The sequence below is a fragment of the Micromonospora sp. WMMD730 genome (assembly GCF_049178955.1).
Taxonomy (GTDB): Bacteria; Actinomycetota; Actinomycetes; order Mycobacteriales; family Micromonosporaceae; genus Micromonospora; species Micromonospora wenchangensis.
In genome coordinates, this window is the sequence record NZ_JBMHML010000002.1 from 1674321 (window position 1) to 1700814 (window position 26494).

Below are 26494 nucleotides of genomic sequence, written 5' to 3' on the forward strand. Positions count from 1 at the left end.
CCGTCGGCGCGGCGGAGACCCGCCGCGACGGGCGCGGGCGGGACGTGACGGTGGACATACGTCGCCGGGCGGCGGCGGTGGCCGGGACCGGTAAGGATAAGGGAGATAATTGCGGCTTACGGCGGGGGAGAGCGTGGCGAGCGGGACGAGTCGGGACGTGATCCGCCGAGGGTTGTGGGTCCTCGGCCGGGCGATCCGGGAACAACCGCGCATCTTCGCGGTGGCGGTGGCCGGCAGCGTGCTCTTCGGCGGGTTGGTGATCGCCAGCGCGTACGTGGTCGGCGCGGTCGTCGGCGACGTGGTGGTGCCGGCGGTCGAGGCCGGCGAGGTCGGCACCGGCACGGTGGCCCTGGCCGCCGTGGCGCTGTTCGGGATCAGCGTGCTGCGGGTGGTCGGCATCTTCGGCCGGCGGCTCGGGGCCGGCTACATGCAGTTCCGCCTCCAGGCCGCCTACCGTCGCCGGGTCACCCGCCGCTACCTCGACCTGCCGCTGGCCTGGCACCACCGCAACGCCACCGGCACGTTGCTGTCCAACGCCAACTCCGACGTCGAGGCGGCCTGGTACCCGATCGCGCCGCTGCCGTTCGCGGTTGGCACGCTGGTGATGCTGGTCGGCGCGGTCGGCTCGCTGTTCGTCACCGACTGGGCGCTCGCCCTGGTCGGGCTGGCCGTGTTCCCCGCCCTGTTCGCGCTCAACGTGGTCTACTCCCGCCGGATGGCCCCCCGCCAGGCCCGCGCCCAGCGGCTGCGGGCCGAGGTCAGCGGCATCGCCCACGAGAGCTTCGACGGCGCGCTGGTGGTCAAGACCATGGGCCGGGAGGCCCAGGAGACCGCCCGCTTCGCCGAGCGGGCCCGGGAGCTGCGGGACTCGCTGATCGCGGTCGGCCGGTTGCGCGGCGTCTTCGACCCGCTGCTGGAGACGCTGCCCAGCCTCGGCACCCTGGCTGTGCTGGTGGTCGGCACGGTCCGGCTGCGGCAGGGCGCGATCACCGTCACCGAACTCGTCAGCGTCGCCTTCCTGTTCACCGTGCTGGCGTTCCCGGTGCGGGCGATCGGCTGGGTGCTCGCCGAGCTGCCGCGCAGCGTGGCCGGGTGGGACCGGGTCAGCCGGGTGCTCGACGCCACCGGCGAGATGCCCTACGGCGAGGTCACCCTCGACGACGCCGGCCCGGCGACCCTCTCCTTCGACGGCGTCCACTTCGGCTACGAGCCCGCCGAGGCGCACCTGCCCGGCACGTCTGTGCTCAGCGAGGTCGCCTTCACCGTGCCCGCCGGGCGGACGGTGGCGCTGGTCGGGCCGACCGGCGCCGGCAAGTCCACCATCGCCTCGCTGGCGGTCCGGCTGGTCGACCCGGACGCCGGCACGGTCACCCTCGACGGGGTGGACGTGCGCCGGCTCACCGCCGCGTCGCTCGCCTCGACCGCCGCCCTGGTCGCCCAGGTGCCGTTCGTCTTCGACGACACCGTCCGGGCCAACATCAGCCTGGACCGTCCGGGCATCGACGACGAGGACGTCTGGGCGGCGCTGCGGCTGGCCGAGGCGGACGGTTTCGTCGCCGCCCTCCCCGACGGGCTGGACACCATGGTCGGTGAGCGGGGCACCTCGCTCTCCGGCGGCCAGCGGCAGCGGCTCACCCTGGCCCGCGCCCTGGCCGGCCGGCCCCGGCTGCTGGTGCTCGACGACGCCACCAGCGCGGTCGACCCCCGGGTCGAGGCCGCCATCCTGGCCGGGTTGCGCGCCCCGGCGCCCGGACAGCCGGCCGCCGCGTCGATCCTGGTGGTGGCGTACCGGCGGGCCACCATCGCGCTCGCCGACGAGGTGATCTACCTGGAGCACGGCCGGGTGCTGGCCCGGGGCACCCACGCCGAGCTGCTGGCCACCGTGCCCGGCTACGTCGACCTGGTCACCGCCTACGAGCAGGCCGAACAGGAACGCGCCGAGAACCGGACGTACGACGAGGTCGCCCCGCTGCCGACGGGCCTGGAGATCGAGGTGGACCGGTGAGCGCGAGGAGTGCAGCGCAGCGGAGCCCCGCAGTCGCGAGCGGAGAGGCAGTTCGGTGAGCGCGAGGAGTGCAGCGCAGCGGAGCCCCGCAGTCGCGAGCGGAGAGGTAGTCCGGTGAGCGCGAGGAGTGCAGCGCAGCGGAGCCCCGCAGTCGCGAGCGGAGAGGTAGTCCGGTGAGCGTGAGGAGTGCGGTGCGGGGTCGGGTGGTCGCGAGCGGAAGGTCGACGGCGGTGGGCGAGGGTGGCGGGGACGAGCCGGTCGAGCGGACCGAGGGGACCTGGCAGACGTTGCGGCGGGGGTTGGCGCTCTCGCCGGAGCTGCGCACCGGACTGGCCGGCACGTTGGCGCTGGCGCTTGTCTACATGGTCGGCCGGGTGGCCGTGCCGGTGGCGGTGCAGCGCGGCATCGACCAGGGGATCGCCGTTCCCGGCGGGCCGAATCTCGGGGTGATCGTCACGGTGGTCACCGCGACGGCGGCGGTGCTGGTGCTCACCACCGTCTGCGGTTACCTGATGATGCGGCGGCTGTTCACCGTCAGCGAGACCGCGCTGGCCAACGTCCGGACGAGGGCGTTCCGGCACGTGCACGACCTGTCGATGCTGCACCAGCAGTCGGAGCGGCGCGGATCGCTGGTCTCGCGGGTGACCAGCGACGTCGACCAGATCACCCAGTTCCTCCAGTGGGGCGGGGTCATCCTCATCGTCAACCTGGGTCAGCTCGCGGTCACCACGGCGGTGATGCTGGCGTACTCCTGGCAGTTGACGCTCGTGGTGCTGGTCGCCTTCGCGCCGGCGGTGCTGATCATCCGGTTGTTGCAGCGCCGGTTGGCCGGGGCCTACGGGGTGGTCCGGCAGCGGATGGGCGTCCTGCTCGGCACGGTCGCCGAGAGCGTGGTGGGGGCGCCGGTGATCCGGGCGTACGGCGTCTCGGGGCGCACGGCCCGGCGGTTGGACGCGGCGATCGAGGGGCAGCGGCTGGCCCAGCAGCGGGCCATCCGGATCAGCATCATGGGCAGCTCGGTGGGGGAGTTGGCGGCCGGGGTGGCGCTGGCCGGGGTGGTGGTGGTCGGGGTGTCGCTGGGGGTGGACCGGACGCTGTCGGTCGGCCAGCTCACCGCGTTCCTGTTCCTGGTCACCCTGTTCATCCAGCCGGTGCAGATCGCCACCGAGGTGCTCAACGAGGCGCAGAACGCCATCGCCGGCTGGCGGCGGGTGCTCGACGTGCTGGACATCGCGCCGGACGTGGCCGATCCGGGGGAGCAGGGCCGGGACCTGCCGGCCGGCCCGTTGGACATCCGCTTCGCCGACGTGACGTTCGCCTATCCGGGTGGGCCGCCGGTGCTGCACGGCGTCACCCTGGACATCGCCGCGAAGAGCCGGGTGGCGGTGGTCGGTGAGACCGGCAGCGGCAAGACCACCTTCGCCAAGCTGCTCACCCGGCTGATGGACCCGACGCAGGGGCGGGTGCTGCTGTCCGGGGTGCCGCTTCACGACGTGCGGTTCGACTCGCTGCGGTCCCGGGTGGTGATGGTGCCGCAGGACGGGTTCCTGTTCGACGCCACGGTCGGGGAGAACGTCCGCTTCGCCCGTCCCGAGCTGACCGATGCGGAGTTGACGGCGGCCTTCACCGAGCTGGGCCTGGCCGACTGGCTGGACGGCCTGCCGGCCGGACTGGCCACCCCGGTGGGGGAGCGGGGGGAGGCGTTGAGCGTGGGGGAGCGGCAGCTGGTGGCGCTGGCCAGGGCGTACGTGGCGGATCCGGACCTGCTGGTGCTGGACGAGGCGACAAGCGCGGTCGATCCGGCCACCGAGGTACGTCTGCAACGCACCCTGGACGCGGTGACCCGGGGGCGTACGACGCTGGCCATCGCGCACCGGTTGTCCACCGCGCAGGCCGCCGACGAGGTGGTGGTGGTGGACCGGGGCAGGATCGTCCAGCGGGGTCCGCACGAGGAACTGCTGCGTGATCCGGACTCGGTGTACGCCCTGCTCTACGCGTCCTGGTTGGAGCAGACCCGCTGATCCACGTGCTGCCCACCGGTGGGAATGCCGTCCGGTGGACGTGGTCGCCCCGGTGCTCTACTCTGCGGGTTAGGTAAGGCTAACCTTTTTCGGAGGTGCCCGTGGCTCCGACCCCTGCTGAGCTGATCCGTACCCTGGTGGCCGGTCGGTTACCCGGCCTGGTGCACCTCGCCCACCGCCCCGGTCCGTTCCACGTCCGGCACGCCACCGACGCGGAGGGGCGGGTGCTGCTGCTCGTCCCGGTCTTCAGTGACCTCGCCGCCGAGCTGGACCCGGCCGCCGCGCGGGAGGTCGCCCTGGTGCTCGACGTGCTCGACCTGCCCCCGGCCGCCGGTGCGCCGTCGACCGGCCGGGCCTGGGTGTCCGGCTGGGCGGCGCCGCTGACCGGCGACCCGGCCCGTCGGGCGGCCGTCGAGTTCGCCGCCGTGGACCCGACCGGCGACCTGCTCGACGTCGGGAGCCGGTTCCGGCTGCACCGCTTCGAGGTGGCCGAGGCCCGGCTGGAGACCGCCGGTGCGGTGCACCGGGTCGATCCGGGCGACTACGCCGCCGCCGAACCGGACCCGCTGCACGCCGACGAGGCCGCCCTGCTGGCCGACCTCGCCGACCACCACGGGCCGCAGGTGACGGCGTACCTGTGCCGCCGGCTCGGCCTGACCGGCGGCGAGCCCCGGGTGGTCCGACTCGACCGGTACGGACTGGTCGTGGCGCTCGGCGGCCCCGGCGACAGGCGTCGTGCCCGCCTGCCGTTCCCGCAGCCGGTGACCGACCTGTCGGAGCTGTCCCGGGTGCTGCACCCGCTGCTCTGCACCCGTTCCACCGCGCACCCCCGCACCCCCCGTCACCCCGCCAACACCCGAACCGACCGCGACTAGCCCCGCCACAGCCCGTGGCCCTCCAGCCACGGGCTGTCGCGCGCCCGGCCCCGCGCGTCCCCGCCCCGCCCCGGCCCCGCGCGTCCCCGCCCCGCCCCGGTGATCAAGAGGTTTGCGTCAGGGCAGCCGACCGGCGTGACGCAAACCTCTTGATCACCGAGCCGGAGTGGCGGGCGGCGGAGTGGCGGGCGGCGGGGCGGCGGGTGGTGGGGCGGTGGGTGGGTGGGGGAGGGGGGCGGTGAGGTAGCGGTGGATGGTGGGCCCGAGGGTTGCGGCCAGGGTGTCGGGGGTGGCGGAGGCGACCGGTTCGAGGCGGATGACGTAGCGCATCATGGCCAGCCCGATCATCTGGGTGGCCACCAGTGCGCCGCGCAGCGGCCGTTCCGCCGGGTCGAGGTCGAGCTGGTCGAGCACCCGGCGCAGCACCTGGGTGGTCAGGAACTCGCGCATCAGCCGGGCCGTCCACTCGCTGTTGGCCGCCGAACGCAGCAGCGCCGCCGCCGCCCCACCGGCCGGCGAGTCCCACACCCCGAGGAACGTGCGGACGAGCCGCTCGCCGATCCCGTCCGGGTCGCCGGCCAGCACGGCGGGCAGCAGCGCGGCCGGGTCGACGGGGATGTCGACGGTGGCCCGGAACAGCTCCTCCTTGCTGCCGAAGTAGTGGTGCACCAGGGCCGGATCGACCCCGGCGGCGGTAGCGATCTGCCGGATCGGGGCCGCGTCGAAGCCGCGTTCGGCGAACGCCGACCGGGCGGCGGCGAGGATCGCCTCCCGGGTGTCCTGGTTGCCGGGGCGGCGGCCGGTGCGTCGGGCCACCGGGCTCACCCGCTGCGCCGGCGCAGGGTCGCCGCCGCCAGCACCAGGGCCAGCACCGCCGCGCCGGCCACGATCGACACGTCCCGCCACATCAGGCCGGTCGGTGCGGAGTGCGCGCCGACCTCCTGGAGGGCCTCCACCGCGTACGACAGGGGCAGCGCGTCGCTGACCGCCTGGAGCCAGCCGGCCATCTGGTCGCGGGGCACGAACAACCCGCACAGCAGCAGTTGCGGGGCGACCACGACCGGCATGAACTGCACCGCCTGGAACTCGGTGCGGGCGAAGGCGCTGCAGAAAAGCCCGAGCGCGACGGCCAGCACCGCGTTGACCGCGGCGATCAGCACGACCAGCCCGGCGGAGCCGGCGGTGGTCAGCCCGAGCAGCCGGTACGCCGCCGCGGCGGCGACGGTCGACTGCACCACCCCGGCCAGCCCGAACGCGATGCCGTAGCCGAACAGCAGGTCGAGTTTGCCCAGCGGGGTGGTGAGCAGCCGCTCCAGCGTTCCGCTGGTGCGTTCCCGCAGCATCGCGATGCTCGTCACCAGGAACATGATGATGAACGGGAAGAAGCCCAGCATCACCAGGGCCACCCGGTCGAAGGGGGACGGCCCACCGGGCGGGGCCGGCTGGTCGGCGTACATGAAGTAGACCAGGGTGAGCAGCACCGTCGGCACCACCACCAGCAGCGCCACCGTACGCCGGTCGTGCCGTAGCTGACGCAGGATGCGCCCGGTGGTGGCGGCCAGGATCGTCGGGTTCACGCCGCCTCCCCGGTGCCCGTCGGCTCCGTCCCGGCGGCCCGGATCAGCCGCAGGAACGCCTCCTCCAGGTCGTCCACCCCGGTGGCGGCGCGGACCGCGTCGGGGGTGTCGTCGGCGATCAGCCGGCCGTGGCGGATCAGCAGCAGCCGGTCGCAGCGGGCCGCCTCGTCCATCACGTGGCTGGACACCAGCAGGGTGGTGCCGGCGGCGGCCAGGGCGTGGAACCGGGCCCACAGGTCGGCCCGCAGCACCGGGTCCTGCCCGACGGTGGGTTCGTCGAGGACGACCAGTTCCGGCTCGCCGACCAGCGCGCAGGCCAGCGAGGCACGGCTGCGTTGCCCGCCGGAGAGGGTGCCGACCAGTTGGCCGGCGGCGGCGGACAGGCCGACGTCGGTGACCGCCGCGTCGGCGTCGGCGGCGCTGCGCCCCTGGAGGGTGGCGAAGTAGCGGGCGTTCTCCCGGACGGTCAGGTCGGCGTAGACGCTGGGCGCCTGGGTCAGGTAGCCGACCCGGTGGCGCAGCTCGGCCGCGCCGGCCGGATGGCCGAGCACGGTGACCGTGCCGGAGCTGATCGTCTGCACCCCGACGACGGCCCGCATCAGGGTGGTCTTGCCGCTGCCGCTCGGGCCGAGCAGCCCGGTGACCGTGCCGCGCGGCACCGTGCAACCGATGCCGTCCAGCACCCGTCGTCGACCCCGGTCGACGACGAGGTCGCGGACGGCGATGGCGTCGTCCATCGCACCTCCCTAAAACTCATCGCTTGTTGAAATCAACGCTAGTTGAATTACCCGGTGGTGCGCAACGGTTGACTTCGAGCGCGCTCGAACTGAGAACCTGGGGCACGTGGACATCAGCACGCGGGAGAGAGGCCTGTCGGTCGGCGAGGCGGCGGCCCGGGTCGGCCTGACCACCTACACGCTGCGCTGGTACGAACAGGAGGGGCTGGTCGCTCCGGTCGGCCGCGACTCGGCCGGCCGCCGCCGCTACACCGAGGCCGACCTGAACTGGCTGGTGCTGATCACCCGGCTGCGCCGCACCGGGATGCCGGTGCGCGACATGCGCCGGTACGCCGAACTGGCCCGCCAGGGCGACCGGACGCGGGCCGCCCGACGGGCGCTGTTCGAGGCCCACCGGGTCCGGGTACTGACCCGGATGGCCGAACTGGAGGAGGACCTCAAGGTGCTCAACTACAAGATCGAAACCTACGGCTGCACGGAGGAGGGACGATGATCCGTCGACGGATCGGGGTGGACGGTCCGGAGGTCTCCGCCATCGGACTGGGCTGCATGGGCATGAGCTTCGCCTACGGCGGGCAGGACGACGCCGAGTCGACGCGTACCCTGCACCGCGCCCTCGACCTCGGCGTCAACCACCTCGACACCGCCGACATGTACGGCTTCGGCGCCAACGAGCGGCTGCTCGCCCCGGTGGTACAGGCCCGCCGCGACGAGGTCTTCCTGGCCACCAAGTTCGGCAACCGGCCCCACGCCGACGGCTCCGGGGCGTACGTCGACAGCAGCGCCGCCTGGGCCCGCGAGGCCTGCGACGCCTCCCTCGGCCGGCTCGGCGTGGACACCGTCGACCTGTACTACCTGCACCGCCGCGACCCGGGCACCCCGATCGAGGAGACCGTCACGGCGATGGCCGACCTGGTCGCGGCGGGCAAGGTACGCCTGCTCGGCCTGTCGGAGGTCAGCCCGGCGACACTGCGCGCGGCCCACGCGGTGCACCCGATCGCGGCCGTCCAGATGGAGTACTCCCTGTTCACCCGGGACGTCGAGGGGGAGATGCTGGACACCTGCCGGGAGCTTCAGGTGGCGCTGGTGGCGTACTCGCCGGTCGGGCGGGGGCTGCTCACCGGGGCGATCACCGGCCGGGACCAGCTCACCGAGGGTGACTGGCGGGCGGCGGCACCCCGCTTCGCGGCGGACAGCCTCGACGCCAACCTGCGGCTGGTGGCCGCCGTGCGGGCGGTGGCCGAGGAGATCGGCTGCACCCCGGCCCAGGCCGCCCTGGCCTGGCTGCTCGCCCAGGGCGAGGACGTGCTGCCGATCCCCGGCACCAAGCGGGTCCGCTACCTGGAGGAGAACGCCGCCGCCGCCGACCTGCGGCTCACCGCCGAGCAGCAGGCCCGGCTGCGGGAGGCGGTCCCCGTCGACGCGGTGGCCGGCGAACGGTATCCGGCGGCCGGGATGCGGACGGTCGGGCACTAGCCGATCGATCGACATCTTCGGACACTTGGCTTCGGACCGGGCGCTAGCCTTCGGACCGGACAGGAAGTCCGCCTTCGGGCATTGCGCCCCGATCGGACCTACGGCACGATGGCGCGGTGGATCACGCTCCGTTGCCGGAGGCCGCTTTCCTGGCCGACTGGACCGACCGGCTGCGCGCGTCCGCCGAGCACCCGGTGGTCGGGATCCTGCTGCGTGGCAGCCACGCCCGGCGGGCCGCCACCGCGTACAGCGACGTCGACCTCGACGTCCTGGTGAGCACGACCGGGCCCACCCCGGCGACACCGCCGGACGGGCCCGGTCCGGGCTGCACGTCGACCGCGCCCGTCGCACCCGGGCAGCCCCGTGCGGCGGGCCGGTCCGCGCCGGCCGACCCACCGGGCCGGGCGGGTGGCACGCGGCGCGGCGCGGCGACCGACCCGGTCGACCCACCGGGCGGGTCCGCGCGTGGCCGGTGGCCGACCGGGACGCCGTACGACGCCCGCCGGGCCTACCTCGCCGAGGTCGACGGGCGGATCGTGCACGTGTCGGTGGCCGCCCGGGACGTCCGCACCTGGGTCGACCGGCTCGGCGAACCCGCCGACTGGGCGTTCGGGCTGCCGGTGACCACCCCCACCCGGCTGCTCTGGGCCGACCCGACCTGGCGTCGCCGCATCGACCTGCCGGTGCTCTGCCAGCCCGCCGACCAGCCCCGCCTGGAGGAGCTGGTGGCCACCCTCGGCAAGGTGGCCGGGGCGCTGGCCGCCGACGACCCGCCCGGCGTCCGGCTGGCCGCCGCCGACCTGGCCCGGCTCTGCCCGTCCGTGCTGCGCCCGGCCAACCCGGGGGTACGGGTTGCGTCCCGAAGGGCCGCCTTCGCCGCCGCCCTGGACCTGCCGGTCGCACCGCCCGGCTACCGCGACGACATGCTGCTCTGCCTGGGGGTACGCCCCGCCGGCACCGTCGAGGTCGGGCTCGCCGCCGCCCGCCTGGTCAGCGGGGTGCTCCCGCTGGTGCGCCCGTACGCGGAACGGGTCGCCGAGACCGCCGGCCCGGACCTCGCCCGCGCCCTGTGCGACGGCCGGCTGGAGCGGTACGTCGCCCAGCTGTCCCGGGCGGTCGGGGACGGCCCGCAGGTGCCCGCGCCGCGTGCGGGACAATCGGTAACTGTGCCCGTACCTGACTCTTCCCCCCGCGACGGCGGACCCGGTGGCGCGGTCCGCCCCTCCCGTCTCGACCCGGCCGTCGCCGCCCGGCTGCGCCGCACCCCGGACGGCCTGGTCGCCGCGGTCGTGCGCCAGCACGACACCGGCGAGGTGCTGATGGTCGCCTGGATGGACGACGAGGCGCTGCACCGCACCCTCACCACCGGCCGGGCCACCTACTGGTCGCGCAGCCGGCAGGAGTACTGGGTCAAGGGCGCCACCTCCGGCCACCACCAGTACGTCCGCTCGGTGGCGCTGGACTGCGACGGCGACGCGCTGCTGGTCGGCGTGGACCAGGTCGGCGCGGCCTGCCACACCGGTGAGCGCACCTGCTTCTTCACCGAACTCCCGGTCACCTCCGAGCGGGGAGCGTCCTGATGACCGACGGCGCGCTCAGTCCCGACCTGGCGGGCTTCGTCGAGGCGGCGGCCCGGTGGCGGGTGGTGCCGGTGACCCGTCGGCTGCTGGCCGACGCGGAGACCCCGGTGGGGGTCTACCGCAAGCTGGCCGGCGGGCCGGGCACCTTCCTGCTGGAGTCCGCCGAGCAGGGCGTCGGCTCGGCCGGCATGGCCTGGTCGCGCTACTCGTTCATCGGGGTGCGCAGCAGCGCCACCCTGGTCGAACGGGACGGCGTCGCGCAGTGGACCGGCACCCCGCCGCCCGGCGTGCCGGTCTCCGGCGACCCGGTGCACGTGCTGCGGGAGACCGTCGCGGCGCTCGCCGGTGGGACCCCGGACCCGGCCGCCGGTCTGCCGCCGCTGACCGGCGGCATGGTGGGCTACCTGGGGTACGACCTGATCCGCCGGTTCGAGCGGCTGCCCGAGCTGACCGGGGACGACCTCGGCCTGCCGGAGCTGGGCATGATGCTCGCCACCGACCTGGTGGTGCTGGACCACTACGACGGGTCGGCGATCCTGGTCGCCAACGCGGTGCTGCCGCCGCTGGATGACCCGGACCGGGCCGAGCGGGTCACCGCCGCCTACCACCACGCGGTGGGACGGCTCGACGCGATGACCACCGCGCTGTCCCGACCGATTCCGCCCATGATCTCGACGGTGGGCCGGCCGCCGTCCGGTGACGTGGTCAGCCGGACCCCGGACGGCGGGTACCCGAAGGCGGTCGAGGCGGCGAAGGAGGCGATCCGGGCCGGCGAGTGCTTCCAGATCGTGCTGGCCCAGCGCTTCGAACGGGCCACCGACGCCGACCCGCTGGACGTCTACCGGGTGCTGCGGACCACCAACCCGAGCCCGTACATGTACCTGCTGCGCTTCGACGGGTTCGACATCGTCGGCTCGTCCCCGGAGGCGCACCTCAAGGTCAACGCCGACACCGACGGGCAGCGCCGGGCGATGCTGCACCCGATCGCCGGGACCCGGCCGCGCGGGGCCACCCCGGTGGCCGACGCCCGGCTCGCCACCGAGCTGCTGGCCGACCCGAAGGAACGCGCCGAGCACGTGATGCTGGTCGACCTGGGCCGCAACGACCTGGGTCGGGTGTGCCGGCCGGGCACCGTGCAGGTGCCGGAGTTCGCCACCATCGAGCGGTACAGCCACGTGATGCACATCGTCTCGACGGTGGTGGGCACCCTGCGCGAGGACCGGACGGCGTTCGACGCGTTGGCCGCCACCTTCCCCGCCGGCACCCTGTCCGGGGCGCCGAAGGTGCGGGCCATGGAGATCATCGAAGGGTTGGAGCCGGTGCGCCGGGGCCTCTACGGCGGCACCGTGGGCTACTTCGGGTTCGGTGGCGACCTCGACATGGCGATCGCGATCCGGACCGCGCTGATCCGCGACGGCCGGGCGTACGTGCAGGCCGGGGCGGGGGTGGTGGCCGATTCCGATCCGGCCGCCGAGGACCAGGAGACCCGGAACAAGGCCGCCGCCGTGCTGGCCGCCATCGCCGCCGCCGAGACCCTGCGACCGGCGCGGTGAACGGCACCGGGGCCACCGCGACGACGACGGCCGACGGCCCGTCGACCGGCCGGCGCGAGCTGACGTACGCGGTGCTGCTCTGCCTGGCCGGCGCGGGCCTGGCGGCCTGGGCGGCGACCCGGACCTGGTCGGTGGAGGTGCTCGCCCGGGGGACGCTGCCGCCGAGCCGGCAGGAGCGTTCCGGGGCGGACCTGCTGCCGTGGCTGTCGGCGTTGGCGCTCGTCGCGTTGGCCGGCGGCGGCGCGGTGCTGGCCACCCGGGGGCGGGTGCGACGGCTGCTGGGTGGCCTGGTCGCCCTGCTCGGCCTGGCGGTGGCGGCCGGTGGCGGTTACGGGCTGGTCGCCACCGGCGGCGTCGAGGTGCACCGGCAGTGGCCGGCGCTCTGCCTGCTCGGCGGGCTGGTGGCGGCCGGCGGAGGGCTGCTCACCGCGCGGCGCGGCGCGGCCTGGCCGGCGATGGGCGCGCGTTACGAGCGGACGGTCCGCGCCGAAGGGCCGGCCCGGTCGGGTGGCCGGTCGATCGCCGAGGGCGGCAACCGGGAGGCGTGGGACGCGCTCGACCGGGGTGAGGACCCGACGGTCAGCTGACCGGCTGCGGCGCGCGGGCGGCCTGCCGGTCCCGGGTCGCGGCCCGGCTCGCGGCCAGCTCGGCGACCAGGCGGTCCAGGGCGGCGCGCTGGTCGGCGCGGGCCCGGTCGGCGCAGACCGCCTCCCAGGCGTTGCCCCGCGCGGTACGCACCCGGCCCTCGCCCACCACGACGCGTTCGACGGTGTGCACCACCTCGACGGCCAGCGCGGCGACGGTCCGGGAGATGGTGGTGAGTCCGATGCCGGCGTTCGGCCCCGCAGTGCTCATAGGTCACCCCGCACGATGAGATCCGATGGTGGGCAGGCGCATCGTCGAGTCTGCCCGACACCGATGCTGCCGGGCTCACGTTTCGCCCGGGTGACGGCCCGGTCAACGGCCCCCACCTGCGTTGCGGGGCCCTCCTTGAGCTTGGTCACAGCCGTCGGGCCGGACCGGTCGAGCTGCGCGCCGGGCCCGGACGTGATCTCATAGCGTATGGGCATCGATCGATGGTCCGGGGCGGCCCGGACGACGGGTGTCGATGACACCCACCGACGGGCCTGGTGGCGCTGCGTGACATTCCGTTCACCGGAGGTCCGGCATCATGCCACAGCCCATCTCGTGAGGAGCGCCATACCCCCGGCGTCTGTCGCCAGGTGGCGCCCCCTAGCATCGGCCCATGACACCCGGAGAGGGGAGTCCGTTGGTGACTGCTGAGCATGCGCACGCAGAGGGGGACGGGGCCGGTTCGGCGGCGTCCGCAAGCGTGCTCGACGAGATCCTGGCCGGCGTCCGCGAGGACGTGGCCCGGCGGCAGGAGCAGCTTCCGCTGGAGCGGCTGCGCGAACTGGCCGCCGCCGCGCCGCCACCGCTGGACGCGTACGCGGCCCTGCGCAAGCCGGGCGTGGCCGTGATCGCCGAGGTGAAGCGTTCCTCGCCGAGCCGGGGACGGCTGGCCGAGATCGCCGACCCGGCCGAGCTGGCCGGCGAGTACGCCTCCGGCGGCGCCCGGGCGATCAGTGTGCTGACCGAGGGGCGCTGGTTCGGCGGTTCCCTCGACGACCTGGCGGCCGTGCGGGCCGCCGTGCAGGTGCCGGTCCTGCGCAAGGACTTCGTGGTCTCCAGCTACCAGGTGCACGAGGCGCGCGCGCACGGTGCCGACCTGGTGCTGCTGATCGTCGCCGCGCTGGAGCAGAACGCCCTGGTCGGGCTGCTGGAGCGGATCGAGTCGCTGGGCATGTGCGCGCTGGTCGAGGTGCACACCGAGGAGGAGGCCGACCGGGCCCTGGAGGCCGGCGCGCAGGTGATCGGGGTCAACGCCCGTGACCTGCGTACCCTGGAGGTCGACCGGTCGGTGTTCGAGCGGATCGCCCCCGGCCTGCCCAGCAGCGTCGTCAAGATCGCCGAGTCGGGGGTGCGGGGCCCGCACGACCTGATCCGGTACGCCTCGGCCGGCGCCGACGCCGTCCTGGTGGGCGAGGGGCTGGTCACCCAGAAGAGCCCCCGCGAGGCGGTCGCCGAGCTGGTCAACGCCGGGAACCACCCGGCCACGCCCCGCCCGGCGCGCTGACCCCGACGGGCAGATCCGCGCAGCGAGAGGACATCGCGATGAGCGAGCGATTCGTCACCGGCGACGCGACGGTGCGTCGGCGCTCGACCGGCCGGGGAGCGGCGGCATGAGCGCCGACGAGGCGGTCGAGCGGTTCCCCGACTCCGCCGGTCACTTCGGCCGTTTCGGTGGCCGGTTCGTCCCCGAGGCGCTGGTCGCGGCGCTCGACGAGCTGGACGCCGCGTACCGCAAGGCGATGACCGACGAGGAGTTCCGCGCCGAGTTCGACGCCCTGCTGCGCGACTACGCCGGCACCCCCTCGCTGCTCTACCCCGCCGAGCGGTTCTCCGCCAAGGTCGGCGCCCGGGTGCTGCTCAAGCGGGAGGACCTCAACCACACCGGCGCGCACAAGGTGCGCAACGTGCTGGGCCAGGCGCTGCTCACCCGGCGGATGGGCAAGCGCCGGGTGATCGCCGAGACCGGCGCCGGCCAGCATGGGGTGGCCACCGCCACCGCAGCCGCCCTGTTCGACCTCGAGTGCGTGGTCTACATGGGCGAGGTGGACACCGAGCGGCAGGCGCTCAACGTGGCCCGGATGCGGATGCTGGGGGCCACCGTGATCCCGGTGACCACCGGCTCGCGCACCCTCAAGGACGCGATGAACGAGGCGATGCGGGACTGGGTCGCCAACGTCGACGACACCCACTACCTGATCGGCACCGCCGCCGGGCCGCACCCGTTCCCGGAGCTGGTCCGGGACTTCGTGCGCGGCATCGGCGACGAGGCCCGCCGGCAGTGCCTCGACCTGACCGGCGCGCTGCCCGACGCGGTGCTGGCCTGCGTCGGCGGCGGCTCCAACGCGCTGGGCATCTTCCACGCGTTCGTCCCCGACACCGAGGTGCGGCTGTACGGCTTCGAGGCCGGCGGCGAGGGCGTGGAGACCGGCCGGCACGCGGCCAGCATCACCGGCGGCACCTCCGGGGTGCTGCACGGCACCCGCACCTACGTGCTGCAGAACGCCGACGGCCAGACCATCGAGTCGCACTCCATCTCCGCCGGCCTGGACTACCCCGGGGTCGGCCCGGAGCACGCCTGGCTGCACGACACCGGCCGGGCCCGCTACCAGCCGGTGACCGACGCCGAGGCGATGGCCGCGTTCGAGCTGCTCTGCCGTACCGAGGGGATCATCCCGGCGATCGAGAGCGCGCACGCCCTGGCCGGCGCGGTGCAGATCGCCCCGCAGCTCGCCGCCGAACTGGGCCGGGAGCCGGTCCTCGTGGTCAACCTCTCCGGCCGGGGCGACAAGGACGTGCACACCGCCGGTGAATACTTCGGCATCCTCGACAAGGAGCAGTGAGACCGTGAGCCGGATCGGGGTGGCCTTCGACAAGGCCCGCGCCGACGGGCGGGCCGTCCTGGTCGGCTGCATGCCGGCCGGGTTCCCCACCGTCGAGGGCAGCATCGCCGCGATGACCGCGATGGTCGAGGCCGGGGTGGACGTCATCGAGGTGGAGATCCCCTACTCCGACCCGGTGATGGACGGCCCGGTGATCCAGAAGGCCAGCGACATCGCCCTGGCCGGTGGCGTCCGCACCGCCGACACGCTGCGCATCATCGAGGCGGTCGCGGCCACCGGCGCCCCGGTGGTCACCATGACCTACTGGAACCCGATCGAGCAGTACGGGGTGGACGCGTTCGCCCGTGACCTGGCCGCCGCCGGGGGCACCGGCCTGATCACCCCGGACCTGATCCCCGAGGAGGCCGGCGAGTGGCTGGCCGCCTCGGACGCGTACGGCCTGGACCGGACGTTCCTGGTCTCCCCGTCGTCGACCGACGCGCGGCTGCGGATGACCGTCGAGCACTGCCGGGGCTTCGTCTACGCCACCGCCATCATGGGGGTCACCGGGGCCCGGTCGCAGACCTCCGACGCCGCACCGGTGCTGGTCTCCCGGGTGCGGGAGGCCAGCGAGCTGCCCGTCGGGGTGGGGCTCGGCGTCGGCACCGGCGCGCAGGCGGCCACCGTCGCCGGGTACGCCGACGGGGTGATCGTGGGCAGCGCGCTGATCCGCCGGCTGCTGGACGCGCCGGACCTCGACGCGGGGCTGGCCGCCCTGCGTGCCCTCTCCGCCGAACTCGCCGAGGGCGTCCGCAACCCGGCCCGCTGACCCGCCCGGCCCCGGTCCGGGGGCGATCGCACGGGCGCGCCGGTGGCCCGACCGGTCTCCCGACGACGGCGCACCGCCGTGCCACGGGCCGGGCCGACGCGCGCGGATCACCGGGCCGGACCGCCGCGCGGCCGGTCGGGCCGGGGCTCTGACCGGACCGGGGTGCCACGGCGGGCGTCCGCAGCGGTAGCCTGTGCACCCGTGACCCTCGTCTCGATGACGCCCCTGGCGGCGCTGCCCAGCCCGACCACCGCCGTCTGGCAGCTCGGGCCGGTCCCGCTGCGGGCGTACGCCCTCTGCATCGTCGCCGGCATCGTGGTCGCCTGCCTGGTGACCGAGCACCGGCTGCGCCAGCGGGGCGTCGCCCCCGGCGCGGTGCTCGACATCGCGGTGTGGGCGGTCCCGACCGGCATCATCGGCGCCCGGATCTACCACGTCGTCACCTCACCCGAGAAGTACTTCGGCACCGGCGGTGACCCGTGGAAGGCGTTCGCCATCTGGGAGGGCGGTCTCGGCATCTGGGGGGCGGTGGCCGGTGGCGCGGTCGGCGCCTGGATCGCCGCCCGGCAGCTCGGCATCCCGCTGACGGTGGTGGCCGACGCGCTGGCCCCGGGCCTGCCGCTGGCCCAGGCGGTGGGTCGGCTCGGCAACTGGTTCAACAACGAGCTGTACGGCGGGCGGACCACCCTGCCGTGGGGCCTGGAGATCCACCGGATGGACCCGGACAACCCCGGGCACGCGCTGCGCGACGACGCCAACCAGCCCATCCTGGAACCCGGCCTCTACCATCCGACGTTCGCCTACGAGGCGCTGTGGAACCTCGGTGTCGCCGGCCTGGTGTTCGCCCTGGACCGGCGGTTCAAGCTGGGACGCGGCCGGGCCTTCGCGCTCTACGTGATGGGTTACACCGCCGGCCGGTTCTGGATCGAGCTGATGCGCACCGACGAGGCGAACCGCATCCTCGGCCTGCGGCTCAACGTGTGGACCGCCGGGTTGGTCTTCGTCGGCGCGTTGATCTACTTCCTGCGGGTACGGGGGCCCCGCGAGTACCTGATCCCGCTCCCCACCCCCGCCTCCGGACCCGCCGGTGACGGTGGCGACGTCTCCCAGGTCGACCTCTCCGCCACCGGGAAGGGGTCCCCGACGGCTCCGCCGGCGGGGTACCGGGTGGTCGACGAGGAACAGTTCACCGCGTACCGGGAACGCGGGGAGCTGCCCGAAGCGCCGGGCGATCCGGCAGCCGACGACCGGTCAGCCGGGCCGCGGGACGGTGACCCTGACACCGACGACCGGCCCACCGACGCCGACGCCGACGACCGGCCTTCCGGGGCCGACAGCGGCGACGGGCCCGCCGGAGCCGACCGGTCCGCCGGTGCCGGTGGCCGGTCCACCGACCGGGACAGCTGAGCGGGCGCGGCGTGCGCAGCGCGGTGGTGGTCGGCGCGGGCCTCGGCGGTCTGGCGGTGGCCGGCGCGCTCGCCCGCTCCGGATGGCGGGTCACCCTGCTGGAACGGGCCGACCGGGTGCGCCCCGAACCCACCGCCGTGGTGCTGTGGCCCAACGGGGTACGCGCGTTGCAGGTGCTCGGCGTCGGTGCCGGCCTGGACGCCATCGCGACCCCGCTGCCCGACGGCGGTATCCGCCGCCCCGACGGCCACTGGCTGGTGCAGCCCCGGCCCACCCCGGCCGACCGGATGCCGGTGGTGGTGCACCGGGAGGACCTGCACGACGCGCTGATCGCCGGCCTCGGTGACCGGGTCGAACTGCGTACCGGGGTCGCCGTGGACCACGTCCGGGCCGATGCCGCCGAGCGGCCCGGGGTGGGATGCAACGGCCAGTTCGTCGAGGCGGACCTGGTGGTCGCCGCCGACGGCACGGACAGCGTGCTGCGCCGCCAGCTCGCCCCCGAGGCCGCCGTGGTCAGCTCCGGCTGTGCCTCCTGGCGGGCGGTGATCCCCTGGTACCGGGCACCCGTGCCGGCCGACCAGCCGGTCGGGGGTGAGGTGCTGGGCGCCGGCTACCGGTTCGTGGCCGCCTCGCTGGGGGAACGCGGCTCCTCCGGGGCGTCCCGCCGGGGTGGCGTCTACTGGGTGGCCACCGCCGCCGGTGCGCCCCGGCCGGAGCCACCGCAGACCCAGCTCGCCCTGCTGCAACGCTGGTACGCCGGCTGGCCCGCGCCGATCGGTGAGCTGCTGGCCGCCACCGAACCCGCCGACCTGGTGCAGCAGGAGATCCGGGAGCTGCGCCCGCTGCCCCGCGCGTACGGCTTCCCGGCCGGGCCGGGCGGGGTGGTGCTGCTCGGCGACGCCGCCCACGCCATGCCGCCGCACCTGGGGCAGGGCGCCTGCCTGGCGTTCGAGGACGCGGCCACCCTGTCGTCGTTGCTGCGCGAGTCCCGGCTCCCCGACGCCGTGCTGGCGTACGACCGGGTGCGGCGTCCCCGCGCGGCCACCGTGGTCCGGCAGACCCGGCGGATGTCGGCGGTGCTCCAGACCCGGGGTCGGCTGGCCCTGCGCGCCCGTGACGCGGCCCTCGGCACGATCACCCCCCGCCTGCTCTCCGGCGCCGCCGCCACCGCCGCCACCTGGCGTCCCCCCACCCCCTGAACCGCTGCCTCCCGCGCCCGCCCCGACCCCTTCGGGCGGTGGTCGCCCTTCGGACGGCGGCCCCCTTCGGGCGGTGATCAAGAGGTTTGCGTCACGGTGAGCGCCCGAGGTGACGCAAACCTCTTGATCAACCCGCAAACCTCTTGATCACCGGGGGCAGCGCGGGGTGGGGGCAGTGCGGGGGTGGGGGTCAGATGAGGGCGGTGGGTTCGGCTATGCAGGCGGTGCCGATACGGCGGAAGCCGACGCGCAGGTAGATCCGGGCGACGTCCTCGCTGCCGGCGGAGAGGAAGACCAGGTCGGTGCCGGCGGCCCGCAGGGTGCGGGCCAGGGTGGCGGTGACCGCGGCGGCGAGCCCCCGGCGGCGGGCGGCCGGCAGGGTGGCCACCCCGGCGATCTCGGCGACGTCGTCGACCCGCATCGCCATCCCGCTGGCCAGCGCGCCGTCGTCCGGCGTCCCGGCGACCGCCGACAGTCGCCGGCCGGCGGCGATCGCGGCCCGCTCCTCGTCCAGCGCGGCCACGTCCAGTTCGGTCATCGCGGCGTCCCGTTCGGCCGGGCCGGCGTCGCCGGGGACGGTGCCGGCGGCGGAGAACCCGACCGCGGCGACCGCGCGCCGGGCCGCCACGTCGAGCGCGAAGCCGGGCGCGTCCGGGTCCAGCACCCGCACCGGTACGTCGGTGAGCGTCGCCGGGTCGGACGGTTCGGCCTGCGGGTCGAGGACCATCAGCGGGGCCTCCAGCACGCTCAGGCCGGCGGCCCGGGCGGTGGCGAGCAGGTCCGGGGTGGTCTCGTGCACCCACTCGAACGCCTCGGGCAGGCCCAGCTCACGCTGCCGTTCCCGGACGGTGTGCAGGTCGGCCAGCGACGGTGGCGTGTCGGCGTCGAGGCGGGGGCGGGCATAGAACGGCCAACCGGCCCCTTCCCGCGCGAACAGCACCAGACCACCGTGTTCCTCGGCGCGGGCGGCGTCCCGGGGCACCGCGTCGTAGAAGCGTTCCAACCGGTCGAACAGGTCGCGGTGCGCAGGATCCACCGCGCGAGACTACACGTCCCAGAGTCTGGAAGGTGTGATCAATCCGCACTGGCCCTGCCCGGGTCGCCCTAACGTAGACTCAACAGACCGCCCAGGGCCGACGTCGTCCCGACCATGAAACAACCTGAGTGACGACAGGAGACCCGGTGGCCCTTCCGTACCCGCACAGCCCGCAGCCGGTCCCTTCCGCGACCGGTCTGTACGACCCGGCGCACGAGCACGACGCGTGCGGGGTGGCCTTCGTGGCCGACCTCTACGGGCGGCGCTCCCACGCGGTGGTGGCGAACGGCCTCGGCGCGCTCTGCCGGCTCGACCATCGCGGCGCCCGGGGCGCCGAGCAGAACACCGGCGACGGCGCGGGCATCATGATCCAGGTGCCGGACGCGTTCCTGCGCGCGGTGGTGGACTTCCCGCTGCCCCCGGCCGGCCAGTACGCCACCGGCCTGGTCTTCCTGCCCGACGACGACGGCGGTGAGGCCCGCGCCCGTCAGGTGGTGGAGAAGTACGCCCTCGTCGAGGGGGCCGAGGTGCTCGGCTGGCGCGACGTGCCGACCGACCCGAGCGGGCTGGGTGAGACCGCGCTGGCGGCGATGCCCCGCATCCGGCAGCTCTTCCTGGCCGCGCACCGGCTCACCGACACCCCGGCCGGCCCGGCCGGCTCCCCGCTGTCCGGCATCGACCTGGACCGGGTGGCGTTCTGCGTGCGCAAGCAGGCCGAGCGGGAGACCGCCGAGCGGGGGGTGACCGCCTACTTCCCGTCGCTGTCGGCGCGGACGATGACCTGGAAGGGCATGCTCACCCCCGACCAGCTGCCGGAGTACTTCCCGGAGCTGACCGACGAGCGGGTCGACAGCGCGATCGCGCTGGTGCACTCCCGGTTCTCCACCAACACGTTCCCGTCCTGGCCGCTGGCCCACCCGTACCGGTTCATCGCGCACAACGGCGAGATCAACACGATCCGCGGCAACCGGAACTGGATGCAGGCCCGCGAGGCGCTGCTGCGCAGCCCGCACCTGCCCGGCAACATCCGCCGGGTGTTCCCGGTCTGCACCCCGGCCGCCTCCGACTCGGCCAACTTCGACGAGGTGCTGGAGCTGCTGCACCTGGCCGGCCGGAGCCTGCCGCACGCGGTGCTGATGATGATCCCGGAGGCCTGGGAGAACGACCCGGCGATGCGCCCGGACAAGCGCGCGTTCTACCGGTTCCACGCCAGCCTGATGGAGCCGTGGGACGGACCGGCGTCGGTCGCCTTCACCGACGGCGAGATCGTCGGGGCGGTGCTGGACCGCAACGGCCTGCGGCCGGGCCGCTGGTGGCGGACCGCCGACGGGCTGGTGGTGCTGGGCAGCGAGGCGGGCGTGCTCGACCTCGACCCGGCCACGGTGGTCGCCAAGGGCCGCCTCCAGCCGGGCCGGATGTTCCTGGTCGACACGGTCAACGGCCGGATCGTCTCGGACGACGAGATCAAGACCGAGCTGGCCGCCGCCCAGCCGTACGACGAGTGGCTGCACGCCGGCCTGATCGATCTCGGTGACCTGCCCGCCCGGGAGCACGTGGTCTACACCCACGACTCGGTGCGTCGCCGGCAGCAGACCTTCGGCTACACCGAGGAGGAGCTGAAGATCCTGCTCGCCCCGATGGCCCGGACCGGGGCGGAGCCACTGGGCTCGATGGGCACCGACACCCCGATCGCGCCGCTGTCGACCCGGCCCCGGCTGCTCTACGACTACTTCCACCAGCTTTTCGCCCAGGTCACCAACCCGCCGCTGGACGCGATCCGGGAGGAGCTGGTGACCAGTCTGGCGTCGACCATCGGCCCGGAGGGCAACCTGCTGGACCCGGGTGCGGCGAGCTGCCGGCAGATCGTGCTGCCCTACCCGGTGATCGACAACGACGAGCTGGCGAAGATCCTCTCCGTCGACGAGGACGGCGACCTGCCCGGCTTCAAGGCGGTCCGGGTCTCCGGCCTCTACCGCCTCCGCGACGGCGGGGCCGGCATCAAGGCCCGGCTGACCGAGATCTGCCGGCACGTCTCCGAGGCGATCGAGGACGGCGTCCGCATCCTGGTGCTGTCCGACCGGGACTCCAACGCCGACCTGGCGCCGATTCCGTCGCTGCTGCTGACCGCGGCGGTGCACCAGCACCTGGTGCGGGAGCAGACCCGGACCCAGGTCGCGCTGGTCGTGGAGTCCGGTGACTGCCGCGAGGTGCACCACGCGGCGGTGCTCATCGGGTACGGCGCGGCGGCGGTGAACCCCTACCTGGCCTTCGAGTCGGTGGAGGACATGATCGCCACCGGGGCGCTGGTCGGGGTGGAGCCGGGCAAGGCGGTCCGCAACTACGTCAAGGCGCTCGGCAAGGGCGTCCTCAAGATCATGTCCAAGATGGGCATCTCGACGGTGTCGTCGTACTGCGGCGCGCAGGTCTTCGAGGCCGTCGGCCTGGACACCCGGCTGGTCGACCGCTACTTCCGGGGCACCCCCAGCACCATCGGCGGGATCGGGCTGGCCGGGATCCACACCGAGGTCGCCGCCCGGCACGCGCAGGCCTGGCCGAAGCCCGGCACCGTCGGCTCCACCCGGCTGGAGGTGGGCGGCGAGTACCAGTGGCGGCGCGAGGGTGAGCTGCACCTGTTCAACCCGGAGACGGTCTTCCTGCTCCAGCACGCCACCCGCAGCCGGCAGTACGACGTGTTCCGCCAGTACACCGCCAAGGTCGACGAGTTGGCCGCGCAGGCCGGTTCCCTGCGCGGGCTGTTCACCCTGCGGACCGGGCTGCGCCCGGCGGTGCCGATCGAGGAGGTCGAGCCGGCCACCGAGATCGTCAAGCGGTTCGCCACCGGCGCCATGTCGTACGGGTCGATCTCGGCGGAGGCGCACGAGACGCTGGCCATCGCGATGAACCGCCTCGGCGGCAAGTCCAACACCGGCGAGGGCGGCGAGGACGTCGACCGGCTGCACGACCCGGCCCGCCGCTCGGCGGTCAAGCAGATCGCCAGCGGACGCTTCGGGGTGACCAGCGAATACCTGGTCAACGCCGACGACCTCCAGATCAAGATGGCGCAGGGCGCGAAGCCCGGCGAGGGTGGGCAGCTACCCGGCAACAAGGTGTGGCCGTGGATCGCCCGCACCCGGCACGCCACCCCCGGCGTCGGCCTGATCTCCCCGCCGCCGCACCACGACATCTACTCCATCGAGGACCTCGCCCAGCTCGTGCACGACCTCAAGTGCGTCAACCCGGCCGCCCGGGTGCACGTCAAGCTGGTCAGCGAGGTCGGTGTGGGCACCGTCGCGGCCGGGGTCGCCAAGCTCAAGGCCGACGTCATCCTGATCTCCGGGCACGACGGCGGCACCGGTGCGTCCCCGCTCAACTCGCTCAAGCACGCCGGCACCCCGTGGGAGCTGGGCCTGGCCGAGGCGCAGCAGACGCTGCTGCTCAACAAGCTGCGCGACCGGGTCACCGTGCAGGTCGACGGGCAGCTCAAGACCGGCCGGGACGTCCTGGTCGCGGCGCTGCTCGGCGCGGAGGAGTTCGGCTTCGCCACCGCTCCGCTGATCGTCGAGGGCTGCGTGATGATGCGGGTCTGTCACCTCGACACCTGCCCGGTCGGCATCGCCACCCAGAACCCGGTGCTGCGCGAGCGCTTCACCGGCCGGCCGGAGTTCGTGGAGAACTTCTTCCTCTTCCTCGCCGAGGAGGTCCGCGGCTACCTGGCCGAGTTGGGCTTCCGCAGCATCGAAGAGGCGATCGGGCAGACCGAGGTGCTCGACGTCGTACCGGCGATCGACCACTGGAAGGGCCACGGCCTCGACCTGGCCCGCGTGCTGCACACCCCCCAGCTGCCGGAGGGAGCTGCCCGGCGCGGCATCCGCGCCCAGGACCACGGTCTGGAGCAGGCCCTGGACAACGAGCTGATCGCGCTGGCCGAGCCGGCGCTGCGCGACGGCAGCCCGGTCCGGGTGGAGGTGGCGGTGCGCAACGAGCACCGCAGCGTCGGCGCGATGCTCGGCGGCGAGGTGACCCGCCGGCACGGCGGCGCCGGCCTGCCCGACGACACCGTCGAGTTCGTGCTGCGCGGCACCGCCGGGCAGTCCTTCGGCGCGTTCCTGCCGCGCGGGGTGACCCTGCGGCTGCACGGCGACGCCAACGACTACGTCGGCAAGGGGCTCTCCGGCGGCCGGATCGTGGTCCGCCCGGACGCCGCCGCGCCGTTCGTCGACCCCGAGGCCGCCACCGGGCAGCGCGCCGAGGACCAGATCATCGCCGGCAACACCATCCTGTACGGGGCCACCGGCGGCGAGCTGTTCCTGCGCGGCCGGGTGGGGGAGCGGTTCGCGGTCCGCAACTCCGGCGCGGTGACCGTCGTCGAGGGCGTCGGCGACCACGGCTGCGAGTACATGACCGGTGGCACGGTGGTGGTGCTCGGCGAGACCGGTCGCAACTTCGCCGCCGGCATGTCCGGCGGTACGGCGTACGTGCACCGGCTCGACACCGGGCGGGTCAACACGGAGCTGGTCGACCTGTCCCCGCTGCGTGACGCCGAGCGGGAGCTGCTGCACGACCTGGTGCAGCGGCACGTCGCCGAGACCGACTCGGCGATCGGCGCGGAGCTGCTCAAGCGCTGGCCGGATGCGGTACAGGAGTTCACGGCCGTGGTCCCGAGGGACTACCGCCGGGTGATGGAGATCATGAAGGCCGCCGAAGCCGCCGGCCGCGACGTCGACGACGCGGTCATGTCTGCGCTGACCGCGTCGGTGCCGCCCGTCCCGCGGGTGGTCGCCCAGGAGGTGGCTCGTGCCTGACCCGAACGGTTTCCTGCGCTACGAGCGGCGGCTGCCGGCCCGTCGACCGGTGGCGGTGCGGATCACCGACTGGCGGGAGGTCTATCCGCCCGCCGGGGAGGAGCTGATCCGCGAGCAGGCCACCCGGTGCATGGACTGCGGCATCCCGTTCTGCCACGACGGCTGTCCGTTGGGCAACCGCATCCCGGACTGGAACGACCTGGTCCGCACCGGCAGTTGGGACGCCGCGGTCGAGTCGCTGCACGCCACCAACAACTTCCCCGAGTTCACCGGCCGGCTCTGCCCGGCTCCGTGCGAGGCGGCCTGCGTGCTGGGCCTGGGCGGCCAGCAGCCGGTCACCATCAAGCAGGTCGAGGTGGAGATCGCCGACGCGGCGGTGGCCCGGGGCGGGCTGAACCCCCGCCCGGTGCCGGCGTCGACCGGGCGGTCGGTCGCCGTGGTCGGCTCCGGGCCCGCCGGGCTCGCCGCCGCCCAGCAACTCGCCCGCGCCGGTCACGCCGTCACCGTGTACGAGCGGGACGACGCGATCGGTGGTCTGCTCCGCTACGGCATCCCCGACTTCAAGCTGGAGAAGCAGCACATCGACAGGCGGCTGGCCCAGCTCGCCGCCGAGGGCGTGCAGTTCCGCACCGGGGTGAACGTCGGTGTCGACGTGACCGCCGAGGAGCTGCGGGCCCGGCACGACGCGGTGCTGTTGGCGTGTGGCGCGCTGCAGGGGCGGGACACCCCGGAGACGCCCGGTCGGCCGCTGCGCGGCGTGCACCAGGCGATGACCCACCTGGTCGCGGCGAACCGGGTGGTGGCGGCGGCCGGGGAGGGCCGGCCCGCCCCGGCGGTGCTGCCCGACGGCACGCCGATCGACGCGGCCGGCAAGCACGTGGTGATCATCGGTGGTGGCGACACTGCCGCCGACTGCCTGGGCGTGGCCCACCGGCAGGGCGCGGCCGGTGTCCACCAGCTCGACCTCTACCCCGAGCCGCCGCACGGCCGCGACGCCGAGCGGGACCCGTGGCCGACCTGGCCGTGGGTGCTGCGCAACTACCCGGCGCACGAGGAGGGCGGTGAGCGGGTCTTCGCGGTGGCGGTGCAGGAGTTCGTGGACGACGGTGCCGGCCAGGTCAAGGGCGTCCGGATCGCCGAGGTGACCGTGGAGCGGCGCGACGGTCGACGGATCGTCACCGCGCTGCCCGGCTCCGAGCGGGAGTTGCCGGCCGACCTGGTGCTGCTGGCCATCGGCTTCGAGGGCACCGAGGAGCAGCCGCTGCTGGCCCAGTTCGGGGTGACCCGCAACGCCCGGGGCGCGGTCGACGCCCGCCCCGACTGGCAGACCGACGCCGACGGCGTCTTCGTTGCCGGTGACATGCACCGGGGCGCGTCGCTCATCGTCTGGGCGATCGCCGAGGGCCGGGCCGCCGCCGCGGCGATCCACTCCTACCTGGGTGGGGTGGGTGACCTGCCGGCCCCGGTCGACCCGGCCCGCCAGCCCCTCGCCGCCCGCTGACCCGCCCGCTGCCCTTCGCCAGGCCCGGACCCTTCCCACTGGCTGGTTCGTCCGGCCTGCTGGTCTGTCGGGCCTGCCGGCAGACGGTGTCGGGCAGGCTGATCGGTGGTCGTCAGCCGACCTGGAAACCAGGTCGGCTGACGACCCGGCCCGGCGAGCCCGCCGCCGTTTCGCCCTCCGTGCCCAGCCGGCCCGCGGCCGCTTCTGCGGCACGACCTGTCCGGGCTCTGCCGTGTTGTGCCATGGGGCTGTCGGAGCCTGCCCTCCGCGGGGCACATGTCCCCACGGAGCGCGTTATGCCTGACAGGCATGTTTATGACTCTCCGGAATACTGCTCTCCGGGACCACCGTTTCCGGCCGGCCTCGACGCAGCCCCCGAGCGGCATCGACTGCCGGGCCGGGCTGGTTGCGGGCCGAGTCGGAGTCAAATCGGAGTCAAACCGG

At 74.4% G+C, this 26494-nt stretch carries 20 protein-coding genes and 1 pseudogene; 16 read left to right on the forward strand and 5 right to left on the reverse strand.

From position 1 onward, the window contains the following. Window positions 1-133 precede the first annotated feature (133 nt). The 3 genes from ACN265_RS07655 (at window position 134) to ACN265_RS07665 (ending at window position 4901) form a co-directional block, all read left to right on the forward strand. Window positions 134-2005, forward strand: a complete 1872-nt coding sequence (locus ACN265_RS07655; protein WP_421406528.1) for an ABC transporter ATP-binding protein — start codon at window positions 134-136, stop codon at window positions 2003-2005. A 230-nt stretch (window positions 2006-2235) separates the two neighbouring features. After that, a complete protein-coding gene (locus tag ACN265_RS07660) occupies window positions 2236-4026 on the forward strand; it encodes an ABC transporter ATP-binding protein (protein WP_421411416.1) in 1791 nt (596 codons plus the stop codon). Window positions 4027-4127: 101 nt separating this feature from the next. Next, complete coding sequence (locus ACN265_RS07665) at window positions 4128-4901, forward strand: DUF2470 domain-containing protein (protein WP_421406529.1); 774 nt, start codon at window positions 4128-4130, stop codon at window positions 4899-4901. Between the two features lie 153 nt (window positions 4902-5054). Here the strand turns inward: ACN265_RS07665 and ACN265_RS07670 are convergent, their stop codons facing one another. From ACN265_RS07670 to ACN265_RS07680, 3 genes are read right to left on the reverse strand one after another with little or no spacing between them, the layout of a single operon-like run. Continuing rightward, complete coding sequence (locus ACN265_RS07670) at window positions 5055-5717, reverse strand: TetR family transcriptional regulator (protein ID WP_421406532.1); 663 nt, start codon at window positions 5715-5717, stop codon at window positions 5055-5057. A 5-nt stretch (window positions 5718-5722) separates the two neighbouring features. After that, window positions 5723-6478 (reverse strand): ABC transporter permease, encoded by a 756-nt coding sequence (locus ACN265_RS07675; RefSeq protein ID WP_420117530.1) that lies wholly within the window; start codon window positions 6476-6478, stop codon window positions 5723-5725. Then, complete coding sequence (locus ACN265_RS07680) at window positions 6475-7215, reverse strand: ABC transporter ATP-binding protein (RefSeq protein WP_421406534.1); 741 nt, start codon at window positions 7213-7215, stop codon at window positions 6475-6477. Before ACN265_RS07680 ends, ACN265_RS07675 begins: the two co-directional genes overlap by 4 nt. A 106-nt stretch (window positions 7216-7321) precedes the next feature. Here ACN265_RS07680 and ACN265_RS07685 point away from each other — a divergent pair, with 106 nt between their 5' ends. The 6 genes and pseudogenes from ACN265_RS07685 (at window position 7322) to ACN265_RS07710 (ending at window position 12411) form a co-directional block, all read left to right on the forward strand. After that, complete coding sequence (locus ACN265_RS07685) at window positions 7322-7708, forward strand: MerR family transcriptional regulator (protein ID WP_204926001.1); 387 nt, start codon at window positions 7322-7324, stop codon at window positions 7706-7708. Further along, window positions 7705-8691: an aldo/keto reductase gene (locus tag ACN265_RS07690; RefSeq protein ID WP_421406537.1), complete on the forward strand. Its 987-nt coding sequence runs from the start codon at window positions 7705-7707 to the stop codon at window positions 8689-8691. The genes ACN265_RS07685 and ACN265_RS07690 overlap by 4 nt, the downstream gene beginning before the upstream one ends. A 683-nt stretch (window positions 8692-9374) precedes the next feature. Further along, a pseudogene (locus tag ACN265_RS07695) lies at window positions 9375-9698 on the forward strand (phosphoribosyl-AMP cyclohydrolase); the annotation flags it as partial. 126 nt (window positions 9699-9824) lie between these two features. Further along, window positions 9825-10271 carry a phosphoribosyl-AMP cyclohydrolase gene (gene hisI / locus ACN265_RS07700; RefSeq protein ID WP_372444609.1) on the forward strand — a complete coding sequence of 149 codons (447 nt, stop codon included), beginning with the start codon at window positions 9825-9827 and terminating at the stop codon, window positions 10269-10271. Next, a complete protein-coding gene (locus ACN265_RS07705) occupies window positions 10271-11824 on the forward strand; it encodes an anthranilate synthase component I (RefSeq protein WP_421406539.1) in 1554 nt (517 codons plus the stop codon). The genes hisI and ACN265_RS07705 overlap by 1 nt, the downstream gene beginning before the upstream one ends. After that, entirely contained in the window at window positions 11821-12411 is a 591-nt protein-coding gene (locus tag ACN265_RS07710) for a Trp biosynthesis-associated membrane protein (protein ID WP_420116844.1), read from the forward strand. The genes ACN265_RS07705 and ACN265_RS07710 overlap by 4 nt, the downstream gene beginning before the upstream one ends. Here ACN265_RS07710 and ACN265_RS07715 read toward each other — a convergent pair. Continuing rightward, window positions 12404-12679: a hypothetical protein gene (locus ACN265_RS07715; RefSeq protein ID WP_357931221.1), complete on the reverse strand. Its 276-nt coding sequence runs from the start codon at window positions 12677-12679 to the stop codon at window positions 12404-12406. The two genes, ACN265_RS07710 and ACN265_RS07715, sit on opposite strands and share 8 nt — an antisense overlap. A 478-nt stretch (window positions 12680-13157) precedes the next feature. Between ACN265_RS07715 and trpC the strand changes: the two genes are divergently transcribed. The 5 genes from trpC to ACN265_RS07740 all read left to right on the forward strand — a co-directional run bounded on the left by trpC (window position 13158) and on the right by ACN265_RS07740 (window position 18711). Continuing rightward, window positions 13158-13961: an indole-3-glycerol phosphate synthase TrpC gene (trpC, locus tag ACN265_RS07720; RefSeq protein WP_176738808.1), complete on the forward strand. Its 804-nt coding sequence runs from the start codon at window positions 13158-13160 to the stop codon at window positions 13959-13961. Window positions 13962-14067: 106 nt separating this feature from the next. Continuing rightward, a complete protein-coding gene (gene trpB, locus ACN265_RS07725; RefSeq protein ID WP_204926006.1) occupies window positions 14068-15297 on the forward strand; it encodes a tryptophan synthase subunit beta in 1230 nt (409 codons plus the stop codon). Between the two features lie 4 nt (window positions 15298-15301). After that, window positions 15302-16105 (forward strand): tryptophan synthase subunit alpha, encoded by an 804-nt coding sequence (gene trpA / locus ACN265_RS07730; RefSeq protein ID WP_421406540.1) that lies wholly within the window; start codon window positions 15302-15304, stop codon window positions 16103-16105. 201 nt (window positions 16106-16306) lie between these two features. After that, complete coding sequence (gene lgt / locus ACN265_RS07735; protein ID WP_421406541.1) at window positions 16307-17512, forward strand: prolipoprotein diacylglyceryl transferase; 1206 nt, start codon at window positions 16307-16309, stop codon at window positions 17510-17512. An 11-nt stretch (window positions 17513-17523) separates the two neighbouring features. Then, window positions 17524-18711, forward strand: coding sequence for an FAD-dependent oxidoreductase (locus ACN265_RS07740; protein ID WP_421406542.1), 1188 nt, complete (start codon window positions 17524-17526; stop codon window positions 18709-18711). 190 nt (window positions 18712-18901) lie between these two features. On the opposite strand, the gene ACN265_RS07745 is transcribed toward ACN265_RS07740, so the two are convergent. Next, a complete protein-coding gene (locus ACN265_RS07745; RefSeq protein ID WP_421406543.1) occupies window positions 18902-19747 on the reverse strand; it encodes a GNAT family N-acetyltransferase in 846 nt (281 codons plus the stop codon). Window positions 19748-19893: 146 nt separating this feature from the next. Between ACN265_RS07745 and gltB the strand changes: the two genes are divergently transcribed. Next, window positions 19894-24549, forward strand: a complete 4656-nt coding sequence (gene gltB / locus ACN265_RS07750) for a glutamate synthase large subunit (RefSeq protein ID WP_421406544.1) — start codon at window positions 19894-19896, stop codon at window positions 24547-24549. Further along, entirely contained in the window at window positions 24542-26050 is a 1509-nt protein-coding gene (locus tag ACN265_RS07755) for a glutamate synthase subunit beta (protein ID WP_421406545.1), read from the forward strand. The genes gltB and ACN265_RS07755 overlap by 8 nt, the downstream gene beginning before the upstream one ends. Window positions 26051-26494: the final 444 nt, after the last annotated feature.